Here is a 16,248-nt window from a genome sequence, read left to right as displayed (position 1 = left end):
CCGCGGCTTTGTGCAGAGCAAGACACAGCAGGTGGCCGCGGGCAGTCGTGCCATGGGCCGGCGACCCCGGCACCGCGCGAGGCCCGCTCCTCGGGCATGCGAAACTTGCCCCGTGACCGCCAAGACCAGCATGCAGCCGACAGCGACGTACGACAGCGCCTTCCTCAAGGCGTGCAGGCGCGAACCCGTGCCGCACACGCCGGTGTGGTTCATGCGCCAGGCCGGCCGCTCCCTGCCCGAGTACCGCAAGGTGCGCGAGGGCATCCCCATGCTCGAGTCCTGCATGCGGCCCGAGCTGGTCACCGAGATCACGCTGCAGCCGGTGCGCCGCCACCACGTGGACGCGGCGATCTACTACAGCGACATCGTCGTCCCGCTGAAGGCCATCGGCCTCGGCCTGGACATCAAGCCGGGCGTCGGCCCGGTCGTCGAGGAGCCCATCCGCACCCGCGCCGACCTGGCCCGGCTGCGCGACCTCACGCCCGAGGACGTCTCCTACGTCACCGAGGCGATCGGCCTGCTCACCGAGGAACTCGGACAGACCCCGCTGATCGGTTTCGCGGGCGCGCCTTTCACCCTCGCGAGCTACCTGGTCGAGGGCGGACCCTCTCGCACGTACGAGAACGCCAAGGCGATGATGTACGGCGACCCCGAGCTGTGGGCCGACCTGCTGGACCGCCTCGCCGACATCACGGCCGCCTTCCTCAAGGTGCAGATCGAGGCCGGCGCGAGCGCGGTCCAGCTGTTCGACTCCTGGGTCGGCGCCCTCGCCCCGGCGGACTACCGGCGCTCGGTCATGCCCGCCTCCGCGAAGGTCTTCGACGCTGTGGCCGGCTACGGCGTACCCCGCATCCACTTCGGCGTCGGCACCGGTGAGCTGCTGAAGCTCATGGGCGAGGCCGGCGCGGACGTGGTCGGCGTCGACTGGCGCGTCCCGCTGGACGAGGCGCAGCGCCGCGTCGGCCCAGGCAAGGCGCTCCAGGGCAACCTCGACTCCACGGTCCTGTTCACCGACAAGGACACCGTCGAGGCCCGGGCCCGCGAGGTGCTGGACGCGGCCGCCGGCCTGGAGGGCCATGTCTTCAACCTCGGCCACGGCGTGCTGCCGAACACCGACCCGGACGCGCTGACCCGGCTCGTGGACTACGTCCACACCGCGACCGCCCGCTGACTCACCAGGTGTAACGGGGCCGCGCCCGCCTGCCGAACAGCAGGCCGCGCGGTTCCGGCGGGGGCGGCGTGCCCGGCTTGAGCGGCCAGGCCAGCAGCATGCCGGCCACGAATCCGACCACGTGCGCCGCGTACGCCACCGTGCCCGCCCCGGACACGCCGTGCCCGGACGAGTAGACCGCCTGCAGCAGGAACCAGAAGCCCAGCACCAGCCAGGCGGGCAGCCTGAGCGGCAGGAAGACCAGGAACGGGACGAGGACCCACACCCGCGCCCTGGGCCACAGCACGATGTAGGCGCCGAGCACCCCCGCGATCGCGCCGGACGCGCCGATCAGCGGGTCGCCCGAGGCGTCGTTGAGCAGCGCGAAACCGTATCCGGCCGCGTAACCGCAGACGACGTAGAAGAGGAAGAAGCGGATGTGGCCCATCCGGTCCTCGACGTTGTTGCCGAAGATCAGCAGGAAGAGCATGTTTCCGAGCAGGTGCAGCCAACTGCCGTGCAGAAACATCGCCGTGAAGACCGACAGCGGCGGCGACTTGTCGTAGTGCGGGGGGCCCACGACACAGCCCGGGCCGCGCGGACCCACGCCGACGCCGCCGGTCGGCACCAGTCGGGGTATCTGATGGTGTATCAGCTCTCTGGGGACCGCTGCGTAGTGGTCCATGAAGGCCTGCAGATGGCACAACTGCGCCAGGTCGCTGCCGCCGGCGACGGAACCGGCTATGCCGGGCGTGCTGACGAACACCAGGACGTTCGCGGCGATGAGGGCGTACGTCACCCAGGGGGTGCGGCGCACCGGGTTCACGTCATGGACGGGGATGACCACACAGAAGTAGTGCCCGGGATGCGGCGGGCGAATCGGTGAACGGCGTGGGGCGGGGGTGCGTATCTCTCCTCAACCGACGTGAGGACAGGCGATGAGCGAACGAATCACTCTTCCGATGCATGCGCTGCCCGACGGCGAGGCGGAGATCTCCCTGGTCGTACGGCTCCCCTGGGAGGACGTCGCGCGGCTCGGCCAGGAGGCCGGACGGCTGGCTTCGCAGATGCAGCGGCCCGTGACGCTGGACGAGGCGGTCAGCTACCGGTTGCGGTCGGCCCGGCCGGCCGCCACGCACGCGAAACCGGCGGGGGAGCAGCCGCCGGCAGCCGTCTCCGCGCTGCCGCGCATCAGCGGAACGGCCTAGGAGGCGCGTACCTTCGCCGCCGCCTTTCTCGCCGCCACCAGGACCGGGTCCCACACCGGGGAGAAGGGCGGGGCGTAGCCCAGGTCCAGGGCCGTCATCTGTTCCACCGTCATCCGCGCGGTCAGCGCCACCGCGGCGATGTCGACCCGCTTCGCCGCGCCCTCCCTGCCGACGATCTGGACGCCGAGCAGCCGGCCCGTGCGGCGTTCGGCGAGCATCTTGACCGTCATCGGGGAGGCGCCGGGGTAGTAACCGGCGCGGCTGGTGGACTCGATGGTGACGGTCTCGTACCGCAGGCCCACCCGGTCGGCGTCCTTCTCGCGCAGACCGGTGCGGGCGATCTCCAGGTCGCAGACCTTGCTGACCGCCGTGCCGACCACGCCCGGGAACGTGGCGTAACCGCCGCCGGCGTTGGTGCCGATGACCTGGCCGTGCTTGTTGGCGTGGGTGCCGAGCGGGACGTACTGGTCCCGGCCGGAGACCAGGTTCAGCACCTCCACGCAGTCGCCGCCCGCCCAGATGTTCTCGTAGCCGCGCACCCGCATCGCGAGGTCGGTGAGCAGGCCGCCGTGGGCGCCGAGGGGGAGGCCCGCGGCCCCGGCGAGCGCGGTCTCCGGGCGGACACCGATGCCGAGGACCACCACGTCCGCCGGGAACTCGGCGTCCTGCGTGACCACCGCGCGGGCCCGGCCGTCCTCTCCGGTGAGGATCTTGGTCACCTCGGCGTCGTTGACCATGGTGATGCCGAGGCCCTCCATGGCCCGGTGCACCAGGCACCCCATGTCCGCATCGAGCGTCGACATGGGCTCCTTGCCGCGGTTGACGACCGTCACCTCGTAACCGCGGTTGATCAGCGCCTCAGCCATCTCCACGCCGATGTAGCCGGCACCCACGACCACCGCTCTGCGGCCACGCGTGCGTGCCAGCGTTTCCAGCAGGGCCTGGCCGTCGTCCAGGGTCTGCACACCGTGCACCCCCGGGGCGTCCACGCCGGGCAGGCCGGGGCGGACCGGGCGCGCGCCGGTCGCGATGACGAGCTTGTCGTACGACGTCCAGGACTCGGCGCCGGAATCGACGTCACGCGCGCGTACCCGCTGTCCGGCCGCGTCGATCTCCGTGACCTCGGTGCGCAGCCGCAGATCGATGCCGCGCGCCCGGTGTTCCTCGGGCGTGCGGGCGATCAGGTCGTCGCGCTCGGGGACGTCGCCGCCCACCCAGTACGGGATGCCGCACGCCGAGAAGGAGGTGAAGTGGCCGCGTTCGAAGGCCACGATCTCCAGTTCGCCGGGCTTCTTCAGCCGGCGTGCCTGCGACGCCGCGGACATGCCCGCGGCGTCGCCGCCGATCACGACCAGTCGTTCCGTCCCGCCCCGCCCGTCACCCATGCTCATGGGAACACGCTACGGGGCCCGGGCATTTCAGTCCCGGTCCGGCCGCTCCTCGGCAGGTTCCGGCGCCGGGCGGGCCGACGGCAGCGGGCCCGGCGCGGTCGTCGCGGGCGCGGGCTCCCGGCGGTGCGGCAGCCTGGGCCGTACGACCCGCAGCCACAGCAGCGTCAGCAGCGCCGCGCACACCGCGAACGGCAGGGCGGCGCCGAGCGCGAGGACGATCCAGCGCAGCACGGTCACGAACACGTGCCAGCCGCCGGACAGGGCGTCCACGACGCCGGGGGAGTCGTCACCGGACGCCTTCTTCACCGGCGTCCCGGACAGCGACAGCGTGATGGTGGCGAGGCTCGTGCGGTCCTTCAGGGACGCCTGCCGGGCCAGCAGCGCCTCCAGGTCGGCCTGACGGCTGCTCAACTCGCCCTCCAGCTCGACCACATCGCTCAGCCTGTTCGCCCGGGCCATCAGCGCACGGATCCGGTCGACGCTGGCCCGCTGCGACCTGATGCGGCTGTCGACGTCCACCACCTGGTCGGTGACGTCCTCCGCCTGGGCCGTACGGTCGATCAGCCGGCCCGTCCCCTGGAGCCCGGCGAGCACCTCGTCGTACTTCGCGCCGGGCACGCGCAGTACGACCCGGGTGTGCTCATGGCCGCCGGCGTCCCGGCTCGTGCTCTCCTTGCCGACGTAGCCGCCCGCGTCCTCGGTGGTGGCACGGGCCCGGTCCAGGGCCTCGGGCACGTCCTTCACCTGCAGGGTGAGGGACGCGGTGCGGATGATCGCGTTCTGGGTGAGCCGTGGTGTCCTGGGCGTCGCCGGCTTGGCGCTGCCGGCCGCGCCCGGTGCGGCGGCCGCGTCGGCGCCGTTCCCCGCCGACTTCGCCGAGGCACCGCCGCCCGAGTCGTCCGCGCCGCCGCATGCGGCGAGGGCGAGGGAGGCGGCGAGCAGGATTCCCGCCAGGGCCCTGGCGGGGTGTGCGGGTCGTGCGGGTCGTGCGGAACGTGATGTGCGCATGGGCGGTACCCCCGGGGGCTCTGCGGCCGATGACGCTCCTACGACGGCCGGACGTGCCGGAACGTTCGGCCAACGGCCGCCGGTGCGCAGGACCTCCGGCCCCGGCTGGAGTGTCAGCGGCGTCTGAGAGAGTGGGAGGCATGAACGCAACGGGTTCACGTACGGGGCATGTCGTCGTCATCGGAGCCGGTATCGCCGGGCTGGCCGCCGCGCACCGGCTGCTCGGGCGCGGCATGCGCGTGACCGTGCTGGAGGCCGCGGACCGGGTCGGCGGCAAGCTGCTGCCCGGCGAGATCGCGGGCGTGCGGGTCGACCTGGGCGCCGAGTCGATGCTCGCCCGCCGCCCCGAGGCCGTGACCCTCGCCCGCGAGGTCGGCCTGACCGAGCGGCTCCAGGCGCCGGCCACCGCGACCGCCTCGATCTGGACCCGCGGCGCCCTGCGCCCCATGCCCAAGGGCCATGTGATGGGCGTCCCCGGCACCGCCGCCGCGCTCTCCGGCGTGCTCTCCGACGAGGGCCTGGCCCGCATCGAACGCGACGCCGGCCTGCCGCGCACCGAGATCGGCGACGACGTGGCCGTGGGGGAGTACGTGGCCGCGCGCCTAGGCCGCGAGGTCGTCGACCGCCTGGTGGAGCCCCTGCTCGGCGGGGTGTACGCGGGCGACGCGTACCGCATCTCGATGCGCTCGGCCGTCCCGCAGCTCTTCCAGGCCGCCCGCACCCACACCTCCCTCACGGAGGGCGTCCGCGAGATCCAGGCCAAGGCGGCCGCCAACCAGCAGACGGGGCCGGTCTTCATGGGCATCGAGGGCGGCGTGGGCACCCTGCCGCTCGCGGTCGCGGAGTCGGTGCGCGCGTGCGGCGGAGAGATTCTGACCGGCACGCCGGTGCGGGAACTGCGCCGGGTCGGCACGGCGGAGCCGAGCGCCGCGCGCGGGTCGTCGGCCGCCGGCCGTGCGGGCGTGCCGGGGGGCGCTGGTGCGTCCGAGGGCCCGCACGCGGTATGGCGCGTCGTCGCCGGGGACCGGGTGCTGCACGCGGACGCGGTCGTCCTCGCCGTCCCGGCCGGTGCGGCCGCCGGCCTCCTGCGCGCCGAGGCCCCGGCCGCGGCGGCCGAGCTCGCCGCCGTCGAGTACGCCTCGATGGCGCTGGTCACCCTCGCCTACCGGCGCGCGGACCTGAAGCTGCCGGAGGGCAGCGGTTTCCTCGTGCCTCCCGTCGACGGGCGCACCATCAAGGCCTCGACCTTCGCCTCCCAGAAGTGGGGCTGGATCGCCGAGGAGGACCCGGACGTGCTCGTGCTGCGCACCTCCGTGGGCCGCCACGGCGAGACGGAGATCCTCCAGCGGGACGACGCCGGCCTGGTCGAGGTCTCCCGGCACGACCTGCGCGAGGCCACCGGCCTGGACGCCGTGCCCCTCCACAGCCGGGTCACCCGCTGGACCGACGGCCTGCCGCAGTACCCGGTCGGGCATCACGCGCGCGTGGCCCGCATCCGCGAGCACGTCGCCAAGCTGCCGGGCCTCGCGGTGTGCGGCGCGCAGTACGACGGCGTCGGCATCCCGGCATGCATCGCCGGCGCGTACGCGGCCGTCGACCAGCTCGACGGCGACCTGAGCGGAATCCGGGAGCTTACGGCCAACCCGGTGCAGAGCCTCCACGGCGGAGCGGGAGAATAGGGACCATGAGTGACGACGCCCCCACCACCGAGTCCGGCAGGATCCCGAACAAGGGCAAGCTGGCCAAGGACCTCAACGAGGTCATCCGCTACACCCTCTGGTCGGTCTTCAAGCTCAAGGACGTACTGCCGGAGGACCGCACGGGTTACGCCGACGAGGTCCAGGAGCTGTTCGACCAGCTCGCCGCCAAGGACGTGACGATCCGCGGCACCTACGACGTCTCCGGCCTGCGCGCCGACGCCGACCTCATGATCTGGTGGCACGCCGAGACCAGCGACCAGCTGCAGGAGGCGTACAACCTGTTCCGCCGCACGAAGCTGGGCCGCGCCCTCACGCCGGTGTGGTCGAACATGGCGCTGCACCGCCCGGCGGAGTTCAACCGCTCGCACATCCCGGCGTTCCTCGCCGACGAGACGCCCCGCAACTACGTCAGCGTCTACCCCTTCGTGCGCTCCTACGACTGGTACCTGCTGCCCGACGAGGACCGCCGCCGCATGCTCGCCGACCACGGCAAGATGGCCCGTGGCTACCCGGACGTGCGCGCCAACACGGTCGCCTCGTTCTCCCTCGGCGACTACGAGTGGATCCTGGCCTTCGAGGCCGACGAGCTCTACCGCATCGTCGACCTCATGCGCCATCTGCGCGGCTCCGAGGCCCGCAGGCACGTCCGCGAGGAGATCCCGTTCTTCACGGGCCGCCGCAAGGACATCGGCGACTTGGTGGCGGGCCTGGCCTGAGGCGCCCGCCCCGCAAGGGGCGCGGGGCTGTGTCGACAGGGGCTGCGCCCCGTGGGCACTCAGCTCCGGCCGCTCTTCACAGAGGCTCGCTCGGACTGTTTTGCCGGCCCGGCCGCCGGAGGCAACCGGTGCGGCGCGCACGACGCGCGCCGCCCGGAAACGCGGCCCTCCAGCAGGTACGCATCGAGGTGGCCGTTGACGCACTTGTTGGGCCCGCCGCCGATCCCGTGCGTCCCCGCGTCCCGCTCGGTCACCAGCACCGAGCCGGCCAGCCGCCGGTTCATGTCCAGCGCCCCCTGGTACGGCGTCGCCGCGTCCCGCTCGGCCGCCAGGATCAGGACCGGCGGCAGTTCGCCCCGCCCCGTCCGCACGTCCAGGGGCCGCTGCCGGGGTGCCGGCCAGTAGGCGCAGGGCAGGTTCATCCACGCGTTGTCCCACGTCTCGAACGGCGCCACCCGGGCGAGCCTGGTGTTGTCCCGGTCCCACACCTTCCAGTCCGTGGGCCAGGGAGCGTCGTTGCACTCCACGGCCGTGTAGACCGCGTTGATGTTCTCCGCCTCCGCGGCCGCCGCCGCGCTCGGCGCGGCCAGCCGGACCAGCGGCTTGGCATCGCCGCGCAGATAGGCCGACAGCGCCTCGGCGCGGCTGGGCCAGTAGCTGTCGTTGTACCCGGCCTGCAGGAACGCGCCCTGCAACTGGCCGGGACCGACCTTCCCGTCGGCGGCCTTCCCGGCCAGCCGCTCGCGCGCGGTGTCGTAGCTGCGCTGCACCTTCTCGGGGGTGTCACCGAGTTTGTAGACGTCGTCGTGGCGGGCGATCCAGCCCCGGAAGTCCGCCCAGCGCTGTTCGAACGCGGCCGACTGGTCGAGGTTGTTCCGGTACCAGATCTTCTCCGGGGCGGGGTCCACCGCCGAGTCCAGCACCATGCGCCGTACGTGCGAGGGGAACATCGCCGCGTACACCGCGCCGAAGTAGGTGCCGTACGAGGCTCCCATGAACGTCAGCCGGTCCTCGCCCAGCGCGGCCCGCAGCACGTCCAGGTCCCGGGCGTTGTTCAGCGAGGTGTAGTAGCGCAGCTTGCCGCCGGAGCGCCGGGCGCACCCGCGGGCGTACGCCTTGGCCTGGGCGATGCGCTGCCGCTTGTACGTCTCCGTCGGGTGCGCCGGCGACGCGGTGGGCCCCTTGACGAAGGTCTTCGGGTCCTCGCAGGACAGCGGCGCGGAGCGGCCCACGCCGCGCGGGGCGTAGCCGACCAGGTCGTAGGCGGCGGCGATCCGCTGCCACTGCGGGACCGCGCCGACCAGCGGGAAGTACATGCTGGACCCGCCCGGGCCGCCCGGGTTGTAGACGAGGGCGCCCTGCCGGGGGACCTTCCGCTTGCTGTTGCGCGGGTCCTTCTGCGACGCCGGGATCCGGCTGACGGTCAGTTTGATCTGGGCGCCGTCCGGGTGGGCGTAGTCGAGGGGGACGGTCACCGTGCCGCACCGCACACCGCTGGGCGCCTTCGGCACGTCGGCCGGGGAACACACGCCGAAGTCGATGCCCGCCGCCCGGGCGCGGGCCACGGCCACCTCGGTGCCGCGCAACTCGGCCGTGCCCGGGGCAGCGGGCGCGCCGGCCGCCCCGCCCGCCGGTGCGGCGGCCAGGCTGGTCAGGAGCAAGGACCCGGCGGCCGAGTACAGAGCGGCAGCTCTCATCGCGTATCCCTTCGTTGCGGAGGCGGCGATGGCACGGCTGCCATGTCCCGCGACAACAAAAGGGATATTTCGTTCGGCTGACGGCGAAGGCAAGCACCACCCGGCCGGTGTCGGCGCCAATGCCCCCTATGCGCCCCTCGAAGAGGCCCTCACTCCCGCCAGGGCTGGTCGCGGTGGGTGAAGGCGGCGCGCAGCTGCGGCTCGCCGATCGCGCGGATCCCGCGTACGGCGACCGAGGTGAGAAACGACCGCTCGTCGCCGGCGGGCCTGCGCACCAGCGCGCCCAGCAGCCGCTGCCCGGCCGGGGAAGCCCAGCGCGAGTACGGATGCACCTCGAACCGGGCGATGGCGAGGCAGCTCAGCGACAGGATGAGGGGCAGGGCGAACCACAGACCGACCAGCAGCCGTGGCGTCCCGGTCCGGACGGGCAGCAGCAGCGCGGTCGCCCCGAGCACCGCCACGGCCGGCACGGCGGCGCGCACCTGACGGACTGCGGCGCCCACGGTCGCACCGACGCCGTCGGGGACGGCGAGACCGGCGCGCACCAGCCGGTCGGCCAGGCGCCGTACGGCGTCGGCGCCGGCCGCCCGGGCGCGGGCGGGTGCGATGCGCGACTGCCCCTCCGGGCCTATGGCCCCTATGACGGACTGCTCCATCTCGTCGCGTCCCTCGGGGTCCACGACGGTGGCCCAGCCGGTGTGCGCGAGCAGCAGGCGTCGCTGGCGGGCCATGGAGACCATCGTCACATCGGCGACCCGGGCCGGGCCGCCGGAGAGGAAGGCCGCCTCGTACAGCGTCAGATCGTGCTCCCGGTCCGCCGTCATGGCATGCGCGTCCAGGGCTGCCGCGCGGACAGCCGCCAGGCACAGCCGGGTGCACGCCGTACCGGCGAAAGCCCAGGCCAGAAGCAGAAGAAGGACCCAGAACATGACGTGTTTCTATGCCAGAGGCCTGGGTGAACGCCATGCCCTGTTCATCATCCGGACACAGTGTTAGCGGTCTGTGACGTTCCGTTTCCCGCCCAGGTCAGAAGCCGGTCGCCGTCGGCGGCGGGCTGGTGGTGGCGGGCGGCAGGGAGTACGACCCGGCCGGCGACGGGGTGACCGGCACGGCCGCAGTCGGGTCGACGGCCGGCGGCGTCGGTACGGGCGTGGGCGAGGAGGCCAGGTCCCGCGCGAGCGCGGCGAAGTCGACGTAACCGGTCGCCTCCAGGACCTTGATGTGGTCCAGGACGGTCGCGTTCGCGTCGTCGGCGAGATCGCGGACCAGGGAGTTCTGGGTGTCGGCCCGGACCTGGGCGGCCAGCGCGAAGACCCGGCCGTGGGCGAACCGCACGAGGCCGGCGAACCGGCGGTCGAAGTCCTGCCCCTGCGCCGTCTTCAGGGTGGCGAGCCACTGCTGTTGCTGTTCGTCCGGCTCGTTGGGCAGCGGTACGCCGAGCTGGGCGGCGACGGTGCGGACATGCGCGTCCAGCGAGGTGTGCCCGTCGACCAGGTGCCCGCCCGCCGTGCGCACGGCCGCCGTGGTCCCCTTGCGCTCCGCCAGTTCGCCGGCGGGCAGCCCCCACAGTCCCGCCAGCCGGATCTTGGCGATGAAGTCCCGGTCCTGCGCGGACAGGGGGCCGTAGGGCGTCGTCACGGTCTGGGCGCTCAGGACGGTCGCACCGGCCGCCGGGCTCGGGCGGTCGGCGTACGACCAGAGCGGGTAGAGCAGCGCCGCCGCGGTCGCCGCGAGGGCCGCGATGACGAGGCCTGTGCCGCTGAATATGCCTCGGCCCTTGATCGGGGGTCGGGGTCGCATGACGCCTCCTGTAGCGCACCGCACGCGACTGTGCATGGGTGGTGGGTGCGGGCGGCATATTACTCGGCCGCGAAGGAGGGTTCGGCCGGGTACGCATGGACGCCGCTGCAGTACGGTGCGTGGGCGGCTGCGGGTGCGATGTGGCTGGTCGCGCGGGTCTTCGCGCCCCTTCGGGGCGCTCTGGCTGCGGGCAGTCGTGCCGCTGGTGCGGCACGGTGGGGCGCGGCGGCACCATGTGAGCGCCGGTGAGCGGCCCCGCACCCGCTCGGCCGGGACCCGGGGTACCCGTCAGGCCCCCCGGAGCAGTACCTTTCGCGCCACCCGGGCCAGCCTCCCGCCGCCGGACCTCGGGCGCGGGCCCGCCCGGTCCAGCCACCACTCCCGGAGCCGCCGCCGGGCCTCCGCGTCCTGCGGCCGGCCGGACCCGAGCAGGTGCCCGGCGAAGTCCAGGGCATCCCGGCGGTAGCCCCCCGTCATCGGCCGCACCCGGGCGTACTCCAGGAACGCCGCCCGGTACCCGTCGCCGAGAACGACCGGCAGCTCGGGCGCCACCTTCGCCACCACGTCCGCCCGCTTCGAGGCGAGGGCGCGTGCCTGCACCCCCATCCGCACCCGGTCGAACCCCTCGGGCACCGGCGTTCCGGCCACCAGTGAGGACAGTACGGCGGCCTGGGCGACAGCGAGCCGTTCGCGCGCACGGACCGCCGGCCTCGCCAGGACGGCGACACCCCCGCCGGCCGCGCCACCGGCCGCACCGGTCCCCGTACCGCCGTCGGCCCGCCCGCGCCCAGCCGTCACCGCTTCCCGGATCATCGTCAACTCCCGCTCCAGCTCGGCCGGTTCGGGGAAGTTCTCGTCCCGCTCCAGGAGGACGCCGGGCGGCGCGGTGCGGGCGGCGAGGGCGGTCAGGATGTCGAGCACCGGGCGCGGCACGGGGTGGGCGTGGCTGTCGTGCCATACGCCGTCCCGCTCGAAGCCGCCCGCGACATGGACGTAGGCGATCGCCTCCACGGGCAGCGCGGCCAGCGCCTCGGCCGGGTCCTCTCCGCGGTTGACGTGGTTGGTGTGCAGGTTGGCCACGTCGATCAGGAGCCGTACGCCGGTGCGCTCGACCAGCTCGGACAGGAACTGCCCCTCGGTCAGCTCCTCGTCCGGCCAGGAGAACAGCGCGGCGATGTTCTCCAGGGCCAGCGGCACGGGAAGGGCGTCCTGCGCGATGCGCACGTTCTCGCAGAGCACGTCGAGGGCGTCCCTGGTGCGCGGCACCGGCAGCAGGTGCCCGGCCTCAAGGCGCGGGGAGGCGGTGAGCGGGCCGCCCGCGCGGACGAACGCGATGTGCTCGGTGACGAGGGGAGAACCGAGGGCCTCCGCACGCTCCGCCAGCGCCCTCAGCCTCGCCTCCTCGGGGCGGTCGGCGCCGCCGAGGCCGAGGGAGACGCCGTGCGGGATCACGGTCGCGCCGCGCTCGCGCAGCCGCAGCAGCGACTCGGGAAGGTGGCCGGGACAGATGTTCTCCGCCACGACCTCCACCCAGTCGATGCCGGGCATGCGCTCCACGGCGTCCGCGATCTCCGGCCGCCAGCCGATCCCCGTGCCCAGTCGCCGCATGGTCCCCCTCCTCCGAGTGACGTGCCCTCCCTGGCGAATAGCGGGGGTATGGCCCCGGCGGCCGCACCCGAACCTCCTCCGTGCCGTGTTCAGAGCAACATTTGAGCTTCAGCCCCGGACCGGCCACCGCTCCGGACTGCGCCCCAGCAGGCGCAGCGCCTCCTCCAGCGGGCCGACGCCCTCGGGCACCTCCAGCGCCGGGGCGAAGGGGGAGCCGGGGCCGCGCCGGGCCGGGTCGGTCGGCACCCGCCGGGCCACGCCGAGCGCCGCGACGAGGACGTGCTCGGGCAATGCCGGCATGGTGCCGAGGGCGGCGGCGACGTCCCAGGCGTGCACCACATGGTCGACGAAGTGGAAGCCGACGGCTCGGCCGCCGGGGACGCCGCCGAGGTTCGGCAGTATGAACTCCCTTTCCGTCACGCCCGGTTCGGCGAAGGCCCCGAGCACCGCTGCCGCGGCCGACCGGTGCGCCCGGGCGGGCTCACCCATGTCGTCCTGCTCCTGCCAGTACTCCGGCTCCCGGCCCGCTCCGCGCGCCGCGGCGGCGAACCCGAGGTGCTGTGCGGTCATGTGCGCGACCAGCCGCCGCAGGGTCCAGCCCGCGCAGGGGGTGTCCCGGCGCCAGTCCGCGTCCGTGGCCAGGTCCACCACGCGCACCGCCTCCTGGACGGCGATCCGGTCGAGTTCGACGAAGTCCGCTCCGGTCAGAGTCATGACCCGAGCCTAAAACAAAGCGAACGGACGTGCTTATTCTTTTTCACCGTCGTGCGGCCCCTCAACCGCACCAGTTGTCAAGGGGATTGGGGGAGTGGGACACCCTCCGCAGCCGCACCGCGCAGCCGCTCCGCGATGGCCACCCGTGCCCTGCCGTACGCGCTCTCCTCGTCGTGCAGCACCGACAGGGCGTTCGCCGTCTCCAGCAACGCGACCAGCTCGAAGGCGAGTTGCGCGACATCGGTGCCTGCGCGCAGCTCACCCGCCGTACGGGCCTCCTCGACGGTGCGCTCGACATGGGCCGACCAGTCGCGCTGCGCACGGACCACGGCGTCGTGCACGGGCCCCGTCCGCGCGTCGAACTCGGCCATGGCGCCGTAGAAGAAGCAGCCGCCCGGGAACACCCGGCTCCGCGAGTACTCCAGCCACAGCTCGCACAGCCGCCACAGCCGGCCGAGGCCGGGCGGGGTCTCGGCGGCGGGCCGGAGCACCCGCTCGGTGTAGATCCGGACAGCCTCCCGGATGGTGGCCAGCTGCAGTTCCTGCTTGGAGCCGAAGAGCGCGAACACCCCGCTCTTGCTCAGCTCCAGCTCGGCGGCGAGACGGCCGACGGTGAGCGCCTCCAGGCCCTCGACCGAGGCGATCTCCACCGTGCGGCGCAGCACCAGCCGGCGGGTGCGGTTGCCCCGTTCGACCCGCCCGTCGACCCGCGTCATCGGACCTCCTAGCGCAGCGCCGGGTGGTCGGCGACGACCGTGCAGCTGCCCGGCGCGATCTCCGTGAAGCCGGCGTCCCGGACGAGCGGCAGCCCGCTGCCGGTCAGCCGTGCCCAGTCGGCGGGGTCGGCTGTACGGACGGCCAGCGCGAAGCCCGCGTCCCGCCAGGCGGCGCGCTCGGTGTCGGAGAGCGCCCACCAGGCCAGCTGGGCAGCGTGCCCGGCCTGCGCCATCGCCTTTCCGGCCGACATCTCCAGCCCGGGGTTCAGCCACAGCACCGGCTGGACCGGGTCGGCGGCGACGGGCGGCTCCGGGTCGTCCAGCTCGGTGCCGGACACCTGGAGCTTGGCCAGGTCCTTGGGCCAGCCGTCGAGCGGGATCGGCGGGAACACCCGTACCTCCGCGGCCTTGCCGGTCATCGTGATGCCCGGCAGTGCCTCGGCCCGCCGCCACTCGGCGCCCCGGGCCCGCCGGACGACCTTGCGGATCCGTGCGTCCTCCCAGCTCCGCACCGCCTCGGCCCACGCGCCGTCCCCGTGCGCCCGCTCGTCCCCGAGCAGCACCAGCACCGCCCGCGCGGCCGTCTCCAGCGCGTCGGTACGCGCCGGCGGCGCGCTCTTCTCGATCCGCACGACGAGGGGCAGCACGAACTGGGGGGCTTCGTCGCGTGGATTGCGCTCGGAGGTGAAGGGGTTGTCTCCGGGCGAGGCTGAAACATGGCTCACACCAGCCAACCTTAAACGGGGCGGGGCAGTCCCGGTCCACGGCTCCGCCGCTCGGGCTCGACCAGCCACAATGCCCCCATGCAACATGACCTACGACTGACCGCCGTAGGCCGCCGCTACGGCATCCGCGGCCCCTGGGTGTTAAGAGGCGTCGACCTCACCGTCACCCCCGGAACCCTCACCCGCATAGAAGGAGCGAACGGCACCGGAAAGTCCACCCTGCTCCGCTTGCTCGCCCGCCTGGACGCGCCGACGGAGGGCCGCGTCACCGGCCGCCCGCGCACGGCGTTCGTCCCGGAACGCTTCCCTTCGGCCCTCCCCTTCACCGCCCTCGGCTATCTCACCCACCTCGGCACGGTGCACGGCCTGAGCCGTGGGACGGCACGGCGCGCCGCAGGATCCTGGCTGGAGCGCTTCGGTGCCGCGGCGTACGCCGGTACGCCCATGGCGCAGCTGTCGAAGGGCAGCAGCCAGAAGGTGGCCGTCGCGCAGGCCCTGCTCGGCGATCCGGAGCTGCTGGTGCTGGACGAGGCGTGGACCGGACTGGACGCGGCGGCGCGGGCCGAACTGGAGCGGGCGGTGGCCGAGCGTACCGCCGCCGGGGGCGCCGTGGTCTTCGTCGACCACGACCCGCGCCGGCTGGCCGGGGCGCCGGAGGCGACGTACACCGTGCTCGACGGCGGACTCGAACTCCGTACGGACTCGGGCAGTTCACCGGCCGGGCCGCTCACCCTCGTCACCGTGCGCGGACCGGCCGGCGGGCAGCTGCCGCCCGACGCGGCCCGGGCCGCCGCCTCCGCCGAGGAGACCGCTCCCGGCACCTACCGCCTCGGCATCGCCGCCTCCCACTCCGACGTCGTCCTGCGCACCCTGCTCACGGCGCGCCCGCCCTGGCACGTCGTGAGCGTCGCTCCGCCCCCCGACGACCCCGCACCGAACCCCGGAAGCCGCCCATGACCGCACTTCTGCGCTACCAGGCCGACCTGCTGCTGCGCTCCCAGCGCTGGCTGCCGCCGGTGATCCTGTACGCCGCGTTCCTCGGGATCGGCGTGCAGAGCGGCCAGCCCGTCCTCGACTCGCTCGGCTACACGGCCGCCGGTCTGCTTCCGGTGGCCGCGTGGCTGGTGCGGATCTGTGTCACCGGCGAGCCGGACGCGGCCCGCGCCTGTGTCGCCGCCGCCCGGGGCCCCGCCCGGGCGCACCTCGCCTGCCTGCTGACCGCATTGCTCGCGTCGGTGGCGCTCGGTGTGGTGGCGACCGTGGTGGTGACGCTGATCAGCGATCCGGCGAGCAACGGGCACCAGATCCGCGTACCCCTGCTGCGGGCGGCCGCGGCCGGCCTGCCGGCCACGCTGACCTGTGCGCTGCTCGGCGCGGCCGTCGGCGCGCTCACCAACCGGCCGCTGTTGCGCTCCACCGGCCGCGCGGTGCCCGCGATGCTGCTGGGCGCGCTGCTGGCGGTGGTGCTCACCGGCTCCCCGGCGCAGGCCGCGGTCAGCGGCCTGGTCAGCGGTTCGCGGACCGGCCGGGCGCCGCTGCCGCTGCTGCCGGCGGCCGGCGCCACCCTGCTCACGGCCGTGGCCTTCGCCGTGGCCGCCCGGCTCACCGCCCGCCGGTCACCCTGAATAAGCCGTGCGCTGAGCCTCCTGCCACTCGCACACCGGGCACAGCGTGATGCCCTTGTACGACTCCGGGTACTCCGTCGGCTCCCGGCACAGCACGCACTCGGCATACGGCGGCCCGTCGGCCTTGGGCGGTTTCGCCGCCTGGACGACCGTGCAGTAGTCCTCGTCGCTCATGCCTCCAGCGTAGGAC

General features: G+C 73.7%; 17 protein-coding genes. 6 read left to right on the top strand and 11 right to left on the bottom strand.

Annotated elements, in window-relative coordinates:
* The first annotated feature begins 130 nt into the window (after window positions 1–130).
* Window positions 131–1,171 (top strand): uroporphyrinogen decarboxylase, encoded by a 1,041-nt coding sequence (gene hemE, locus LMU33_RS01115; RefSeq protein ID WP_228616856.1) that lies wholly within the window; start codon window positions 131–133, stop codon window positions 1,169–1,171.
* Between the two features lies 1 nt (window position 1,172).
* On the opposite strand, the gene LMU33_RS01110 is transcribed toward hemE, so the two are convergent.
* Window positions 1,173–1,997 (bottom strand): rhomboid family intramembrane serine protease, encoded by an 825-nt coding sequence (locus LMU33_RS01110; protein WP_228616419.1) that lies wholly within the window; start codon window positions 1,995–1,997, stop codon window positions 1,173–1,175.
* Between the two features lie 91 nt (window positions 1,998–2,088).
* Here LMU33_RS01110 and LMU33_RS01105 point away from each other — a divergent pair, with 91 nt between their 5' ends.
* A complete protein-coding gene (locus LMU33_RS01105) occupies window positions 2,089–2,358 on the top strand; it encodes a hypothetical protein (protein WP_228616417.1) in 270 nt (89 codons plus the stop codon).
* Here the strand turns inward: LMU33_RS01105 and LMU33_RS01100 are convergent.
* Complete coding sequence (locus LMU33_RS01100) at window positions 2,355–3,749, bottom strand: FAD-dependent oxidoreductase (RefSeq protein WP_228616415.1); 1,395 nt, start codon at window positions 3,747–3,749, stop codon at window positions 2,355–2,357. The two genes, LMU33_RS01105 and LMU33_RS01100, sit on opposite strands and share 4 nt — an antisense overlap.
* 27 nt (window positions 3,750–3,776) lie before the next feature.
* On the bottom strand, window positions 3,777–4,757 hold the full coding sequence (locus tag LMU33_RS01095) for a DUF4349 domain-containing protein (protein ID WP_228616413.1): 981 nt from the start codon (window positions 4,755–4,757) through the stop codon (window positions 3,777–3,779).
* 140 nt (window positions 4,758–4,897) lie between these two features.
* Here LMU33_RS01095 and hemG point away from each other — a divergent pair, with 140 nt between their 5' ends.
* Complete coding sequence (hemG, locus tag LMU33_RS01090; RefSeq protein WP_228616411.1) at window positions 4,898–6,436, top strand: protoporphyrinogen oxidase; 1,539 nt, start codon at window positions 4,898–4,900, stop codon at window positions 6,434–6,436.
* 5 nt (window positions 6,437–6,441) lie between these two features.
* The gene (gene hemQ / locus LMU33_RS01085; protein WP_228616409.1) at window positions 6,442–7,173 is read left to right on the top strand and encodes a hydrogen peroxide-dependent heme synthase; all 732 of its coding nucleotides are present in this window, start codon (window positions 6,442–6,444) and stop codon (window positions 7,171–7,173) included.
* Window positions 7,174–7,232: 59 nt separating this feature from the next.
* Here the strand turns inward: hemQ and LMU33_RS01080 are convergent, their stop codons facing one another.
* From LMU33_RS01080 to LMU33_RS01050, 7 genes are all read right to left on the bottom strand, one after another.
* A complete protein-coding gene (locus LMU33_RS01080) occupies window positions 7,233–8,870 on the bottom strand; it encodes an alpha/beta hydrolase (RefSeq protein ID WP_228616407.1) in 1,638 nt (545 codons plus the stop codon).
* 149 nt (window positions 8,871–9,019) lie between these two features.
* Window positions 9,020–9,799 carry a TIGR04222 domain-containing membrane protein gene (locus tag LMU33_RS01075; protein WP_228616405.1) on the bottom strand — a complete coding sequence of 260 codons (780 nt, stop codon included), beginning with the start codon at window positions 9,797–9,799 and terminating at the stop codon, window positions 9,020–9,022.
* A 97-nt stretch (window positions 9,800–9,896) separates the two neighbouring features.
* Complete coding sequence (locus tag LMU33_RS01070; RefSeq protein WP_228616403.1) at window positions 9,897–10,670, bottom strand: DUF4142 domain-containing protein; 774 nt, start codon at window positions 10,668–10,670, stop codon at window positions 9,897–9,899.
* Between the two features lie 288 nt (window positions 10,671–10,958).
* Window positions 10,959–12,278, bottom strand: coding sequence for an MbnB/TglH/ChrH family RiPP precursor modification enzyme (locus LMU33_RS01065; RefSeq protein WP_228616401.1), 1,320 nt, complete (start codon window positions 12,276–12,278; stop codon window positions 10,959–10,961).
* Window positions 12,279–12,386: 108 nt separating this feature from the next.
* Window positions 12,387–12,992 carry a TIGR03086 family metal-binding protein gene (locus tag LMU33_RS01060; protein WP_228616400.1) on the bottom strand — a complete coding sequence of 202 codons (606 nt, stop codon included), beginning with the start codon at window positions 12,990–12,992 and terminating at the stop codon, window positions 12,387–12,389.
* A 77-nt stretch (window positions 12,993–13,069) separates the two neighbouring features.
* Window positions 13,070–13,708, bottom strand: coding sequence for a TetR/AcrR family transcriptional regulator (locus LMU33_RS01055; protein ID WP_228616398.1), 639 nt, complete (start codon window positions 13,706–13,708; stop codon window positions 13,070–13,072).
* A gap of 8 nt (window positions 13,709–13,716) precedes the next feature.
* Window positions 13,717–14,433 (bottom strand): aminoacyl-tRNA hydrolase, encoded by a 717-nt coding sequence (locus LMU33_RS01050; RefSeq protein ID WP_228616396.1) that lies wholly within the window; start codon window positions 14,431–14,433, stop codon window positions 13,717–13,719.
* A gap of 78 nt (window positions 14,434–14,511) precedes the next feature.
* On the opposite strand from LMU33_RS01050, the gene LMU33_RS01045 reads away from it, so the two are divergent.
* Together LMU33_RS01045 and LMU33_RS01040 are read left to right on the top strand one after the other, a co-directional pair.
* Window positions 14,512–15,390: an ABC transporter ATP-binding protein gene (locus tag LMU33_RS01045; RefSeq protein WP_228616394.1), complete on the top strand. Its 879-nt coding sequence runs from the start codon at window positions 14,512–14,514 to the stop codon at window positions 15,388–15,390.
* On the top strand, window positions 15,387–16,058 hold the full coding sequence (locus LMU33_RS01040; protein ID WP_228616392.1) for an ABC transporter: 672 nt from the start codon (window positions 15,387–15,389) through the stop codon (window positions 16,056–16,058). Before LMU33_RS01045 ends, LMU33_RS01040 begins: the two co-directional genes overlap by 4 nt.
* On the opposite strand, the gene LMU33_RS01035 is transcribed toward LMU33_RS01040, so the two are convergent.
* Window positions 16,050–16,232: a hypothetical protein gene (locus LMU33_RS01035; RefSeq protein ID WP_228616390.1), complete on the bottom strand. Its 183-nt coding sequence runs from the start codon at window positions 16,230–16,232 to the stop codon at window positions 16,050–16,052. The genes LMU33_RS01040 and LMU33_RS01035 overlap by 9 nt on opposite strands.
* Between the last annotated feature and the right edge of the window lie 16 nt (window positions 16,233–16,248).

This window comes from Streptomyces barringtoniae, assembly GCF_020819595.1.
Classification (GTDB): Bacteria; Actinomycetota; Actinomycetes; order Streptomycetales; family Streptomycetaceae; genus Streptomyces; species Streptomyces barringtoniae.
Note: the sequence above shows the minus strand (reverse complement) of the source record. Positions and strands in the feature narration are given on the sequence as shown.